Annotated in this window: 10 protein-coding genes; 1 reads left to right on the top strand and 9 read right to left on the bottom strand. The window is 71.1% G+C overall.

From position 1 onward, the window contains the following. Positions 1-43: 43 nt before the first annotated feature. Both JOE43_RS01150 and JOE43_RS01155 read right to left on the bottom strand, forming a co-directional pair. Positions 44-2,467: an ATP-dependent helicase gene (locus JOE43_RS01150; RefSeq protein ID WP_209514027.1), complete on the bottom strand. Its 2,424-nt coding sequence runs from the start codon at positions 2,465-2,467 to the stop codon at positions 44-46. A gap of 58 nt (positions 2,468-2,525) precedes the next feature. Next, positions 2,526-3,548, bottom strand: a complete 1,023-nt coding sequence (locus tag JOE43_RS01155; protein ID WP_307803185.1) for a glycerophosphodiester phosphodiesterase family protein — start codon at positions 3,546-3,548, stop codon at positions 2,526-2,528. Positions 3,549-3,824: 276 nt separating this feature from the next. On the opposite strand from JOE43_RS01155, the gene JOE43_RS01160 reads away from it, so the two are divergent. Continuing rightward, positions 3,825-4,658, top strand: coding sequence for a Bax inhibitor-1/YccA family protein (locus tag JOE43_RS01160; RefSeq protein WP_056057249.1), 834 nt, complete (start codon positions 3,825-3,827; stop codon positions 4,656-4,658). A gap of 409 nt (positions 4,659-5,067) precedes the next feature. Here the strand turns inward: JOE43_RS01160 and guaA are convergent, their stop codons facing one another. The 7 genes from guaA to JOE43_RS01195 all read right to left on the bottom strand — a co-directional run bounded on the left by guaA (position 5,068) and on the right by JOE43_RS01195 (position 13,544). Continuing rightward, on the bottom strand, positions 5,068-6,654 hold the full coding sequence (gene guaA, locus JOE43_RS01165) for a glutamine-hydrolyzing GMP synthase (protein WP_209514041.1): 1,587 nt from the start codon (positions 6,652-6,654) through the stop codon (positions 5,068-5,070). After that, positions 6,651-7,094: a DUF3817 domain-containing protein gene (locus JOE43_RS01170; protein ID WP_209514043.1), complete on the bottom strand. Its 444-nt coding sequence runs from the start codon at positions 7,092-7,094 to the stop codon at positions 6,651-6,653. The genes guaA and JOE43_RS01170 overlap by 4 nt, the downstream gene beginning before the upstream one ends. Before the next feature lie 88 nt (positions 7,095-7,182). Then, a complete protein-coding gene (locus tag JOE43_RS01175) occupies positions 7,183-8,010 on the bottom strand; it encodes an SURF1 family protein (RefSeq protein ID WP_209514045.1) in 828 nt (275 codons plus the stop codon). Positions 8,011-8,102: 92 nt separating this feature from the next. Beyond that, the gene (locus tag JOE43_RS01180; protein ID WP_209514047.1) at positions 8,103-9,686 is read right to left on the bottom strand and encodes a cation:proton antiporter; all 1,584 of its coding nucleotides are present in this window, start codon (positions 9,684-9,686) and stop codon (positions 8,103-8,105) included. Between the two features lie 6 nt (positions 9,687-9,692). Beyond that, positions 9,693-10,223 carry a cation:proton antiporter regulatory subunit gene (locus JOE43_RS01185; protein WP_056057274.1) on the bottom strand — a complete coding sequence of 177 codons (531 nt, stop codon included), beginning with the start codon at positions 10,221-10,223 and terminating at the stop codon, positions 9,693-9,695. Between the two features lie 223 nt (positions 10,224-10,446). Then, a complete protein-coding gene (locus JOE43_RS01190) occupies positions 10,447-12,309 on the bottom strand; it encodes a glycerol-3-phosphate dehydrogenase/oxidase (protein WP_209514049.1) in 1,863 nt (620 codons plus the stop codon). 113 nt (positions 12,310-12,422) lie between these two features. Beyond that, entirely contained in the window at positions 12,423-13,544 is a 1,122-nt protein-coding gene (locus tag JOE43_RS01195; protein ID WP_209514052.1) for a GuaB3 family IMP dehydrogenase-related protein, read from the bottom strand. Positions 13,545-13,581: the final 37 nt, after the last annotated feature.

Raw genomic sequence — 13,581 nt, forward strand, 5'->3', positions numbered from 1 at the left:
GCGTGGTTCCCGTGCGAGAACGTGGTGCGTGGCGGGGAAGCGGCTAGATCTTCTCGATCGGCGCGACCTTGATCAGCAACTTCTTGCGGCCGGCGGTGTCGAACAGCACCTCGGCGATGCGCCGGGCGCCGACGCCGGTGACGGCCATCACTCGGCCCTCGCCGAAGTCGACGTGCGAGATGCGGTCGCCCTGCTCCAGCTCGAGGTCGCCGTTGTCGCGCACGGTGCCGGTGACCCGGTTCGACCACTCCGTCTTCGGCTTGGTCTTGGCCGCCGCGGTCGCGCGGTCGTAGCTGCCGCCGCCGTAGCCGCCGCTGGCGCGCGGGGTCGAGCCGAGACGGTCACCCGCACCGCCCTCGCGACGCGCGTTGAGCGCCCGCGGCTGCGTGCCTCCTCGGCTGTTGGCCATGCCGGGCGACTGCTTCCAGTCGATCAGCTCGACCGGGATCTCTTGCAGGTACCGCGACGGCATCGCCACGTTCACCTCACCGAACTGGGCCCGCGTCATCGCCAGTGACAGGAAGAGGTGCTTGCGCGCGCGCGTGATGCCGACGTAGAACAGCCGACGCTCCTCCGCCGGGCCGCCGGGCTCGCTCGCCGACATGCGGTGCGGCAGCAGGTCTTCTTCGACGCCGGTGAGGAAGACGGCCTCGTACTCGAGGCCCTTCGCCGTGTGCAGCGTCATCAGCGACACGGTGCCGCTCGTGTCGTCGAGGTCGTCGGCCGCGGCGACCAGCGTCACCTCGGTGAGGAAGTCGAGCAGGGTGCCGTCGGGGTTGTTGCGCTGGAACTCCTTCGTCACCGCCACGAGCTCGTCGATGTTCTCGGCGCGGGCCTCGTCTTGCGGGTCACGCGACGCCCGCAGCGCCTCGATGATGCCGCTGCCCTCGATCAGCGTGGTGAGGATCTCGTGCACCGGCGCCGTCGCGGCCGTGGTCTGCACGCCGTCGAGCAGCTGGCCGAGGCCCGTGATCGCCCCGGTCACCTTCGGGCCGAGACCCAGCTGGTCGGCGTTGCGCAGCGCCTCGCGCAGCGGCGCCTCGTGCTGGTCGGCCCAGCGCTGCATCGCCGTCTCGGTCGCCGGCCCGATGCCGCGCTTCGGCACGTTCATGATGCGGCGCAGCGCCATCGGGTCGAGCGGGTTCGCGACGGTGATCAGGTACGCCATGGCGTCCTTGATCTCGGCGCGCTCGTAGAACTTCGTGCCGCCGAGCACCCGGTACGGGATGGCCGAGCGGATGAAGATCTCCTCGAGCGCTCGGGTCTGCGAGTTGGTGCGGTAGAACACGGCCATGTCTTTGTAGGCCATGCCGCCCTCGCGCAGCTTGGCGATCTCGTCGGCGACGAACTGGGCCTCGTCGTGCCCGGTGTAGCCCGTGAACCCGGTGATCTTCTCGCCCGCGCCGACCGTCGTGAAGAGGTTCTTCGCCTGGCGGTCGAAGTTGTTCGAGATGACGGCGTTGGCCGCGTCGAGGATGTTCTGGGTCGAGCGGTAGTTCTGCTCGAGCAGGATGACCTTCGAGTTGGGGAAGTCACGCTCGAACTCGACGATGTTGCGGATGTCGGCGCCGCGGAAGGCGTAGATCGACTGGTCGGAGTCGCCGACCACGGTGAGGGAGGCGCCAGGGATCCGCCCGCTGCCGTCGCGCATCGACTGCACGTACTGCCCGCCGCGCTCGAGGTCGTCGACGAGCTCGGGGTCGACCGGTCGTGTCAGCTCGCGGATCAACGCGTACTGCGCGTGGTTGGTGTCTTGGTACTCGTCGACGAGTATGTGCCGGAACCGCCGCTGGTAGAGCGCGGCCACGTGAGGGAAGGCCCGGAAGAGGAAGACCGTCTGCGCGATCAGGTCGTCGAAGTCGAACGCGTTCGCCCGCTGCAGCTCGCGCGTGTACTGCCGGAAGATCTCGAGGAACATCACGTCTTGCGGGTCGCCCGCGTTGATCTGCCGCGAGTAGGTCTCGACGTCGGTCAGCTCGTTCTTGAGCTTCGAGATCTTGCCCGAGGCCTGGCTGACCGTGAAGCCGAGCGAGTCGGCGTCGAGCTCCTTCAGGATGCGCTTCAGCAGCGCGCGGGAGTCCGCCGAGTCGTAGATGGTGAAGCTCTTCGTGAAGCCGAACTGCTCGGCCTCGCGCCGGAGGATGCGCACGCAGGCGCTGTGGAACGTGCTGATCCACATGCCCTCGCCGGCCTGGCCGACGAGGTGGCCGACGCGCTCGCGCATCTCGGCCGCGGCCTTGTTCGTGAAGGTGATGGCGAGGATCTGGCTCGGCCAGGCCTCACGCGACGCGATGAGCCCGGCGATGCGCCGGGTCAGCACGCTCGTCTTGCCCGAGCCGGCACCGGCCACGATCAGCAGCGACTGCCCGCGGTACTCGACCGCTTCTTTCTGCTGGGGGTTCAGCCCCGCGGTCAGAGGGTCGCCGGAACCGCCGGCAGCGTCAGAGGGCTCGAGCACGATCGTCATGGCCGGCCCAGTCTAGGCGGGGCCCCCGACACCGGGCAGGGGGCCGGTCGCCGCCTCCTCAGAGCCCGTCGCGCACCGCGATCGCGAGGTCCGGCTGGTCGGCGAAGACCCCGTCGACGCCGAGCTCCATCAGCGCCTGGAACTCCGACTCGTAGTCGCCCGTCGCGGCCTTCCCCCCGGCCTGGCGGTTGGCCTTCGCGAGGAAGTGGTTCTCGATGCGCAGCGTCCAGGTGAAGACCTCGAGGCCCGCCGCGTGTCCGCGGTCGACGACCCGCGACTCCGTCGTGCCGTCCGGGGCGACCAGGGTCGACTTGTCGAGCGAGAGGCCGTGCAGCCCGGCCGCGGCGAAGCCCGCCAGCGACCCCTCGTCGAGCTGGTCGACGTACGGCGTCGCCGCCGAGCCGTCGCGGGCGACGAGGTCGGCCGCGGCGCCGGCTTTCTCGAGCAGGTAGACCTGACGACCGCCGACGCCCCGCTCGCGCAGCTGGCCGAGCACCGTCTGCTCGAAGCTCTCGACGGTGAGGCGCGGGTCGTCCGTCCAGCCCGCGGCGGCGAGCTCGGCGGCGAGCAGCTCGTCGAGCGGCAGCCCGATCGAGGCGAACCACGTCGCGTGCTTGACCTCGGCCACGAGCCCGACCGGGCGGTCGGCCCCGTCGAGGATCGCGAGGAGGTCGCTGAGGCGCTGCACGCGCCCCTCCCCGTCGTGCGCGGCGCTGCCGGGCCGGAGCTGCGGCAGGCGTTCGCGCACCCGGAGGGTCGACAGCTCGGGCCAGGTGAAGTCCTCGGTGAACCAGCCCTCGACGACCCGGCCCTCGATCTCCTTGGTCGTGCGGCGGTCGGCGAACTCGGGCCGGTCGGCGACGTCGGTCGTGCCCGAGACCTCGTTCTCGTGCCGGAGCACCAGCACGCCGTCGCGCGTCGCGACGAGGTCGGGCTCGATCGCGTCGGCGCCGAGCTCGACGGCCAGGCGGTACGCGGCCTCGCCGTGCTCGGGCCGGTAGCCGCTCGCGCCGCGGTGGGCGATCACGAGGGGCACGGCGGCGGGCGAGGAGTCGGTGGCCGATGCGGCGGGGGAGGTCACGTCGGCCACGCTAACCGCCCCCGCCCGGCGGACGCTGCCGCGGGGCCCGACGACCGCCCCCATCCGTGCAGACAGTGCACGTTCGCCCGTCGCGAATGTGGCTCTCATCAGGCAGATCCTCAGCCCGTGCCCGGCCGACACGCGTTAGCCTTTCCCCACGGCGACACGGGCGAGCGAGAGCGACCCCGCACCGGGCCACCTGGCCCGGCGGCGATCCGGCTGCACCGCTCCGGGCCGCCACGTCACCGTCGACAACGCGATCAGAAGAGGAACCCCTTGGCATTCTCGAATCCCGGCTTCAGTCAGTCGCCGGCCTTCTCGGAGAAGGGCGGGCCCGTCATCCGCCAGCAGCAGGCCGACGCCCGCACCGTCGCCTACGACGGCATGACGGCCGAACAGCTGCAGGAGCTCTACACGAAGCCCGCGGCCGGCCCCGACCAGACCGACCGCATGACCTACGAAGACACGATCACGAAGACGCTCATCGCGTTCGCCGTGGTCGTCGTCGGCGCGGCCGTCGGCTGGTTCATCCCCGCCCTGGCCTTCGTGGGCGCGATCGCCGGCTTCGTGCTGGCGCTCGTCAACATCTTCAAGAAGAAGCCGTCGCCCGGTCTCGTGCTCGCCTACTCGGCCGCGCAGGGCCTGTTCGTCGGTGGCATCTCGAGCATCTTCGAGGCCCAGTGGGACGGCATCGTCACCCAGGCCCTGATCGGCACCGTCTCGGTCTTCGTCGTCACGCTGCTGCTCTTCAAGAGCGGCAAGGTGCGCGAGTCGGCCCGGGCCACCAAGGTCTTCATGATCGCGATGATCGGCTACGCCGTCTTCTCGCTGCTCAACGTGGGCCTGATGCTCTTCGGCGCCAACACCAACCCGTGGGGCCTCCGCGGCGCCGAGATCTTCGGCATCCCGCTCGGCTTCATCATCGGCATCCTTGTCGTCGTCATGGCGGCTTACTCGCTGGTGCTCGACTTCACGCAGGTGAAGACCGGCGTCGAGCGCGGCGCCCCGCGCATCTACGGCTGGTCGGCCGCCTTCGGCATCGTCATGACCGTGATCTGGCTCTACGTCGAGATCCTGCGCATGCTCGCCATCCTGCGGGGCAACGACTAGCAGGCAGGGCTGCACCACATCGAGCGGGGCTCGTTCCGAGAGGAGCGGGCCCCGCTCTCGCGTGCGGGGAGGAGTCGGCCGCGCCGTTCGGGGGCCCGCGGCAGAGACCAGCCAGCGTGGCGTGCGCGGCGCGAGAACCTCTTTGTCACCGGACGACAGGGGTGAAGGAGGCGGCGGTCGCGTCGCGAGGAGGCCGCGGCAGGCGGCAGACACCCAGTTCTCGCAGCTGAACCCCGCCGCGGCGGGGTTCAGGTGCGAGGACGGGGTTCGGGACGGGACGGGACGGGTGCGCGCGGGCCGGGCCTGCGTCGTCGTAGGTACCGGGTGGGGACGCTACTAGGTGGGCACCGGGGGCGGGGGCGCCCCCGGAATGACCGGGGCTGAACGCTTCGCGTTCAGACCGCCCCGGTCATTCCCATTCGATCGTCCCCGGGGGCTTGCTGGTGACGTCGAGAACGACTCGGTTGACGCCGTCGACCTCGTTCGTGATGCGGTTCGAGATCTTGGCGAGCACGTCGTAGGGCAGGCGCGTCCAGTCCGCGGTCATGGCGTCCTCGGACGACACGGGGCGCAGCACGATCGGGTGACCGTAGGTGCGGCCGTCGCCCTGCACGCCGACCGAGCGGACGTCGGCGAGCAACACGACCGGGCACTGCCAGATCTCCTCGTCGAGGCCGGCCGCGGTGAGCTCGGCACGGGCGATCGCATCGGCCTTCCGCAGCAGCTCGAGGCGCTCGTGCGTGACCTCGCCGATGATGCGGATGCCCAGGCCGGGCCCGGGGAAGGGCTGACGGCCGACGATGACCTCGGGCAGGCCGAGCTCGCGGCCGATCGCACGCACCTCGTCCTTGAAGAGGGTGCGCAGCGGCTCGACGAGCTCGAACTGCAGGTCCTCCGGCAGGCCGCCCACGTTGTGGTGGCTCTTGATGTTCGCCGTTCCCGTGCCGCCGCCGCTCTCGACCACGTCGGGGTAGAGCGTGCCCTGCACCAGGAACTTCACCGACGCGTCGCCCTCGGCCGCAGCCTCGAGCACGAGCGCCTCGGCGGCGCCCTCGAAGCTGCGGATGAACTCGCGGCCGATGATCTTGCGCTTCTGCTCCGGGTCGGTCACGCCGGCCAGGGCGTCGAGGAACTGCTGCTCCGCGTCGACCGTCACGAGGCGGACGCCCGTCGAGGCGACGTAGTCCTCCTCCACCTGGCGACGCTCGTCGGCGCGCAGCAGGCCGTGGTCGACGAAGACGCAGACGAGCTGGTCGCCGACGGCCTCGTGCACGAGGGCGGCCGCGACCGCCGAGTCGACGCCGCCGGAGAGGCCGCAGATCACCCGCGACGAACCGACCTGCTCGCGGATGCGCGCCACCTGCTCGGCGATGACGTTGCCGCTGTTCCAGTCGGCGGGGATGCCGGCGGCGCGGTGGAGGAAGTTCTCGAGCACGGCCTGGCCGAACGACGAGTGCTTCACCTCGGGGTGCCACTGCACGCCGTAGAGCTTGCGGGCGTCGCTCGAGAACGCGGCGACGGGGGTCGCGGCGCTCGAGGCGAGCACGTCGAAGCCCTCGGGGGCCTTCGAGACCGAGTCGCCGTGGCTCATCCAGGTCGTCTGGGACGCCGGCTGGCCCGAGAGCAGGGTGCTGTCGCCGGCGGCGAGCGTGACGTCGGTGGCGCCGTACTCGCGCTGGCCCGTCTGCGAGACCTCGCCGCCGAGGGCCTTCGCCATCGCCTGGAAGCCGTAGCAGATGCCCAGCACGGGCACGTCGAGCTCGAGGATGGCCGGGTCGAGGGCGGGCGCACCCTCTTCGTAGACGCTGGACGGGCCGCCGCTCAGCACGATGCCGACCGGGTTCTTGGCCGCGATCTCGGCGGCGGTGATCGTGTGCGGCACGATCTCGGAGTAGACGTTGGCCTCACGCACGCGTCGGGCGATCAGCTGCGCGTACTGCGCGCCGAAATCGACGACGAGGACGGGGCTCTGCGCCGTCTCGGTGGCTTCTGTCACGCGGGGGCTCCCTGGGTGTTCGGGGTGGGCTCGGCGACCAGCTCCGCGTGCTCACGCAGGGCCAGCTTGGTCATGTGGCTCTCGACGAAGAACGAGAGGAAGGGCACGACGCCGCCGAGCGCGATGATGATGAACCGCGAGAACGGCCAGCGCATCAGGCTCCAGAGGCGGAAGTCGGCGAAGAGGTAGACGACGTAGAGCCAGCCGTGGGCGATGAGGATGGCCGTCGAGAGGTTGAAGCCCTCGGTGATGCTGTCTTTCGGGACGAGGAAGCCGCCCTGGCCGCCGAGCTGCATCTCGAGCTGCAGCGGGGTGTACTTGAACACCATCTCGAAGACGAGCAGCAACAGCATCACGCCCGTGACGTAGGCGGAGATCTTGTAGAACTTCACGGCACCCGGGATCTTCGGGATGTCGCGTTGCCGGGGCTTCAAGGGCATGGGGTCGATCCTACTCGGGGCGGGACGGGGGTCGAGCGCCGCGGCGGCGGGCGACCCGGGGGTCGGGAGGGGAGGCGGGAGGAGCGGGTCAGGAGGCGATCTCAGCCGCCAGCCGCGCCTCCTCGGCCTCGTCGATCTCGCGCTCGAACGCGTCACGGACGAGGCGGAACCAGAGGAAGACGGCGAAGCCGGCGAACACGACCCACTCGATCGCGTAGAACACGTTGAGCCAGTTCAGCGACACGTCGTCGACGGGCGCGGGCGAGTAGATGGCGTCGAGGCCGCCCCACGGCTCGGCGGCCACGACGTAGCCGGCGTAGACGTCGCCGCTGAAGTCGGACCACTCGTTGACCAGCGCCGCGACCGAGACGACCGTCTCACGGCCGTCCTGGTAGGCGCCGTCGGAGGGCGCGTCGCTCGGCGAGTACCGGCCGACCAGCGACACGTCGGAGCCGACCGGCACGGCGGCCTCGGCCGCGACGGCCTCGTCTTCGGTGGCGGCCCAGCCGACCGCGACGGCCACGGAGGCGCCGTCGGAGTCGTCGACCAGGCGGCCGATCAACCACCAGCCCCGGTCGCCGTCGTTGACGCGGTCGCCCACGACGCGGAAGTCGTCGGCGTCGAACTGGCCGGTGACGCTCACCATCTGACCGCCGACGCGGTCGAAGAACGGAGACTGCGGCTCGACGGTCTCGGAGAGCACCTTGACGGTCTCGGTCTCGGGGTTGACGACCTTGCCGCTCTCGATGCTGCGCTCGATCTGCCAGTGGCCCAGCCAGGCGAAGATGCCCGCGATGACGAGGGCGAGCGCGAGCATGGCGATCCAGCGCGGCCGGCGGGCCACCTGCCACATCGAGTCGGGGAGGTCGGAGCCGTCGGGAGCGCTCGTGACGGGATGGACCTCGAGGCGACTCACGAGGGCCATCGTACCGTCGGCCCCCGACGACCCCGCTGTGCGTCCGCTGCGCCCAGCCCGGCGCTCAGCGTCGGCCAGCACCCCCTTGGCACTCAGTACTCGGGGTCGCGCTGCCGAGTCGCCCGCTGGTCGGACTGCTGCCCGGCCTGCTCCGCCCACATCGCCCGCTCGGCCGCGCTCATGCCGTCGACCTCCGAGTCGTCGTCGAGGTCGCCGTCAGGGTCGCCGTCGCCACCGGCGGCGCCCGTGGGCGAGGTCGCCACGTCGAGCTCGTCCACGACAGGTCGTGCGTGGTCGAGCTCGTCGACCACCACGACGCGGCGGCGGCGCGGCACCGGCGGGTCGTCGAGGTCGGGGTCGTCGAACAGGCCGGAGTCGGGGTCGGGGTCGCGAGCGATCGTGTCAGCGGGCTCCTCGCCGGCGAGCGCCGCCTCCATCAGGGCGATCTCGTCGGCGTGACGCCCCTCGCGCTGCCGGCGCCGCGCCTCCGCCGCGGCCTTCTCGGCCCGGTGACGCGACCGGAAGAGCACGGCGCCGATGCGCTCGGAGTTGGCGGCCAGCAACGGGCCGATCACGGCCATGATCAGCACGTAGAGGCCCGCGAAGGGCTGCAGCAGCGGGTTCAGCCCGGCACCCGCCGAGAGCGTCGCGAGGATGAGCGCGAACTCGCCGCGGTTCTGCAGGATGAACGAGGTGTTGAGCCCCGCCTGCGGGCCGAGCTTGTTCAGCCAGGCGACGAACTGCCCCGCGATCAGGTTGAGGCCGATCGTGATGCCGACGGCCGCGGCCACCGGCCCGAGCACGCTCGGGAAGAGCGAGGGGTCGAGCCCGAGGCCGAAGTTGAGGAAGAAGAAGGCGCCGAAGACGTCGCGCATCGGCAGGGCGAACTGCTCGACCCGGTTGCGGTACTTGGTCGCCCCGATGATGAGGCCGATGAGGAAGGCCCCGATCGCGTCGGTGACGCCCAGCACCTCGCCGAGGCCCGCGAAGAGCACGGCGAGCCCGAAGAAGAGCACGGTGAACAGCTCGTCGTCGCGGGTCCGCATCAGCTTCGACACGACGCGGCCGCCCCAGCGCGCGACGCTGAACATCACCACGAGGAAGACGAAGGCGATGCCGAGCTTGAGGATGACGGGGCCGGGGTCGGTCTCACCGCTCAGCACGACGGAGACGATGGCGAGGTAGATCGCGATGAAGATGTCCTCGACGACGGTGACGCCGAGGATCATCGGCGTCTCGCGGTTCGCCAGGCGGTTCAGCTCGATGAGCAGCTTCGTGACGATCGCGCTCGACGACGTGGCGGTCATGCCCGCGACGATCAGCGCCTCGCGCGTGCCCCAGCCGAGCATGAAGCCGAAGGCCAGGCCGACGCCCATGTTGACGGCGATGTAGGTGCCGCCCGAGACGATCAGCCGGCCCGCGTTCGAGAAGAACTCGTCTTGATCGAACTCGAGGCCCAGGTTGAACAGGAGCAGGATCAGGCCGAAGATCGCGATCAGCTCGATGCTGTGCGCGTCGAAGCTCAGCGGGAACCAGCCCGTGTTCGTGCTGGCGAGCAGGCCGACGAGCATGTAGATCGGGATCGACGGCAGGCCGATCAGCTTGCCGAGGCGCCCGAGCACGTAGGCGAGCAGGAGGAGGATGCCGAGGACGATCAGCTCTTCACCCAGGTGCACCGGCGATCAGCTCCCGGGCGGCGAGTCGACCGGGGCGCGGTGCCCGAACGTGCCCGTGCGGTACCAGGAGAAGGCCTTCGCGACCTTCTCGGGCGACCCGGCGACGACGAGCGTGTCGCCCGGGAACACCTTGAAGTCGCCCGAGGGGGCGGGGTTCGCCGCGTCGCCGCGGACGACGGCCACGACCGTGAGGCCCACGACGCCCTTGGCGCCCAGGTCGCCGAGCGGCTGCCCGGCGATGTGGTCGTCGTAGTCGACGGTGAACCAGTCGATGCTGAGGCCGGGGATCTGGTCGAGCGCGGAGAGCGACTCGGTGATGCGGGTGCCGCCGAGCAGCTCGGCGAGGGTGTGCGCCTCGTCCTCGCTGAGGCGGAGGGAGACCTTCGTGACGTCGGCCCCGTCGGCGTCGTCGCTGAAGGTGATCAGGTCGCTGTGGCCCGAGCGGTGCGTGATGACGCCGCACTTGCCGCCGTCGTCGGTGATGAAGGTGTGCAGCACACCCACGCCGGGGAGCTTGACTCGACGCACGTCAACCATGGTTGGTCTCCAGGAGGATCGGGGGCAGTCGTCTCAGCCTAGCGGCGGGCTCCGTCGCGCTGGCCGGGCTGCTCATGGTGGGCACAACAGGGCCCCGGGCCCCGGTGTTCCCGCCTCGTGGCGGCGTTCTCGGCGGGCGGACCTGCGGGAGGCGCGGTGCCCGCCCCACGGGCACCGCGCCTCCTGCAGCCTGGTCGCGTCGCGACCCCGCCTCGCCCTCGGCTCAGCCCTCGCGGCCTCCCGGCTCGCTGGCGCGTGCCGGCTCGTCGGCGGGCGTGCCGGCCGGCTCCGCCACCGTCTCGCCCGGCTTCGGCGCGCCGCCCTGGTCGGCGCCCGGCACCTTCATGTCGTCCTCGTCGAAGCCGAACGTGATGTCGGGCGCCTCGAGGCGCACCCGGTCGGCCGAGGCGTCGTCGGGCTCGAGCTGGCTGGCCCGCTCGGCGGCGACGCGCTTGAGGTAGTTGCCGACCTCCTCCTCCGTCTCGGAGTCGGACCAGCCGTGCACCTCGGCCATCAGGCGGGCGGCCACGGGGGCGGCGGACTCGCCGCGGTCCCACGCCTCGATGGAGATGCGCGTGCGGCGGGCCAGGACGTCCTCGAGGTGCAGGGCGCTCTCGTGGCTGGCCGCGTAGACGACCTCGGCGGCGATGTAGTCGTCGGCGCCGGGCAGCGGCTCGGCGAGCTCGGGCCGCTCGCGGATGAGGTCGAGCAGCTCGTCGGTGAGCGTGCCGTAGCGGTTCAGCAGGTGCTCGATGCGGACCTTGTGCACGCCGAACGCCTTCGCGATCTTGCCGCGCTTGTTCCACGCGGCGTGGTAGCCCTCGGCGCCGAGCAGCGGGATCTCCATCGTCGTGCTCTCGGGGATGCGCCCGTCGAGCGCGGCGACGGCCTCGTCGATGGCGTCCTCCGCCATCACGCGGTAGGTCGTCCACTTGCCGCCGGCGACGACGACGAGGCCGGGCACGGTGTGCGCCACGATGTGCTCGCGCGACAGCTTCGACGTCTGGTCGGACTCGCCGGCCAGCAGCGGGCGGAGCCCGGCGTAGACGCCCTCGACGTCGTCGCGCGTGAGCGGCACGGCCATGACGCGGTTGACGTGCTCGAGGATGTAGTCGATGTCGGCGGCCGTCGCGGCGGGGTGCGCCTTGTCGAGGTCCCAGTCGGTGTCGGTCGTGCCGACGAGCCAGTGCCGGCCCCACGGGATGACGAACAGGACGCTCTTCTCCGTGCGGAAGATCATGCCCATGTCGGAGTGGATCCGGTCGCGGGGCACCACGAGGTGGACGCCCTTGGAGGCCCGCACCTTGAACTGGCCGCGCTCCCCCACCATCGCCTGCGTGTCGTCCGTCCAGACGCCGGTCGCGTTGACGACCTGCTTGGCGCGGATCTCGAAGTGCTCGCCCGTCTGGTAGTCGTGGGCCTTGACCCCGACCACGCGCTCACCGACCTTGACGAAGCCCTCGACGCGGACCCGGCTGGCCGCGTGGGCGCCGTAGCTCGACGCGGTGCGGACGAGCGACGAGACGTAGCGCGCGTCGTCGACCTGGGCGTCGTAGTAGGTGAGGCCGCCGACGACGGCGTCCTTCGAGAGGCTCGGGATCGCGCGCAGCACCTGCATCTTGCTGAGGTGCCGGTGGTGGGGCACCCCGGGCGGGCGCCCGCCCGTCCAGCTGAAGATGTCGTAGAGGGCCATGCCGGCGCCGATGTAGAACCGCTCGTAGACGGGCTTGCTCAGCGGGTAGAGGAAGCGCACGGGCTTCACGAGGTGCGGGGCCAGGCGCTGCAGCAGCAGGCCACGCTCGATCAGCGCCTCGCGGACGAGACGGAAGTTGAGCTGCTCGAGGTAGCGGATGCCGCCGTGCACGAGCTTCGACGAGCGGCTCGAGGTGCCCGAGCCCCAGTCTCGCGCCTCGACGATGCCCACGCTGAGGCCGCGGGTCACGGCGTCGAGCGCGGAGCCCGCCCCGACGATGCCACCCCCGATCACGAGGATGTCCAGCTCTTTCTCCTTGAGCGCCTCGATGGCGTCGGCCCGCTCCTGCGGACCGAGCTTCGAGGAGAGGGATGCGGACGCGGTCGTAGCCATGCGGGGCCTCCATCGTTGGATCGGCGCGGGCCTGAGCCCGCCTCATCGCCCATCCAACGCCCGTCAGCCTGACAACGGCGCGTGAGATCGCCCCGCTGGGGACGGATCGAGGTCTAGTGCGGCTGGTAGGGAGCCACGACGACCTCGCTGCGCTGGAACTCCTTGAGGTCGCTGTAGCCGGTCGTGGCCATCGCGCGGCGCAGGGCCCCGACCAGGTTGGCCTGGCCGTCGACCGTGGAGGCCGGGCCGTAGAGGATCTTCTCGAGCGGGCCGACCTGGCCGACGTGCACGCGACGGCCGCGGGGCAGCTCGGGGTGGTGCGCCTCGGCGCCCCAGTGGTAGCCGCCGCCGGGCACGTCGGTGGCCCGCGCGAGGGCGGCCCCCAGCATGATGGCGTCGGCGCCGCAGGCGACGGCCTTGACGATGTCGCCCGACGTGCCGAGCCCGCCGTCGGCGATGACGTGCACGTAGCGCCCGCCCGACTCGTCGAGGTAGTCGCGACGAGCGCCCGCCACGTCGGCGACCGCGGTCGCCATCGGCGCGTGGATCCCGAGGGAGGCGCGGGTCGTCGAGGCAGCGCCGCCCCCGAACCCGACGAGGACGCCGGCCGCGCCCGTGCGCATGAGGTGCAGCGCTGCCGTGTACGTGGAGGCGCCTCCCACGATCACCGGGACGTCCAGCTCGTAGATGAACTTCTTGAGGTTCAGGGGCTCGGTGCTCTTCGACACGTGCTCGGCCGAGACCGTCGTGCCGCGGATGAGGAACAGGTCGACGCCGGCGTCGACGACGGTCTGGTAGAGCTCCTGGGTGCGCTGCGGGCTGAGCGAGCCGGCGACGGTGACGCCGGCGGCGCGGATCTCGGCGATGCGCGCGGTGACGAGCTCGGGCTTGATCGGCTCGGCGTAGATCTGCTGCATGCGGGCGACGGTCTCGCCCTCCGGCAGGTCGCGGATCTCGGCGAGGACGGACGTGGGGTCGTCGTACCTCGTCCAGACGCCCTCGAGGTCGAGCACGCCGAGGCCGCCGAGCTGGCCGATGCGGATGGCCGTCTCGGGGCTGACGACGGAGTCCATCGGCGCCGCGATGATCGGCGAGTCGAACTGGAACGCGTCGATCGACCAGCTCACCGACACGTCTCGGGGGTCGCGGGTGCGCCGGCTCGGGACGATCGCGATGTCGTCGAACGCATAGGCGCGGCGCGCGCGCTTGGAGACGCCGATCTCTACCTCAGTCACCGTGCCACCCTACCGGGTGCCGCCCCGCGCCGACCCC

Source organism: Frigoribacterium sp. PvP121 (assembly GCF_017833115.1).
GTDB classification, from domain to species: domain Bacteria; phylum Actinomycetota; class Actinomycetes; order Actinomycetales; family Microbacteriaceae; genus Frigoribacterium; species Frigoribacterium endophyticum.

Coding starts and splice junctions, on each gene's coding strand:
- JOE43_RS01185 (WP_056057274.1), bottom strand. CDS start 10,223: ATGGTTGACGTGCGTCGAGTCAAGCTCCCCGGCGTGGGTGTGCTGCAC.
- JOE43_RS01190 (WP_209514049.1), bottom strand. CDS start 12,309: ATGGCTACGACCGCGTCCGCATCCCTCTCCTCGAAGCTCGGTCCGCAG.
- JOE43_RS01150 (WP_209514027.1), bottom strand. CDS start 2,467: ATGACGATCGTGCTCGAGCCCTCTGACGCTGCCGGCGGTTCCGGCGAC.
- JOE43_RS01170 (WP_209514043.1), bottom strand. CDS start 7,094: ATGCCCTTGAAGCCCCGGCAACGCGACATCCCGAAGATCCCGGGTGCC.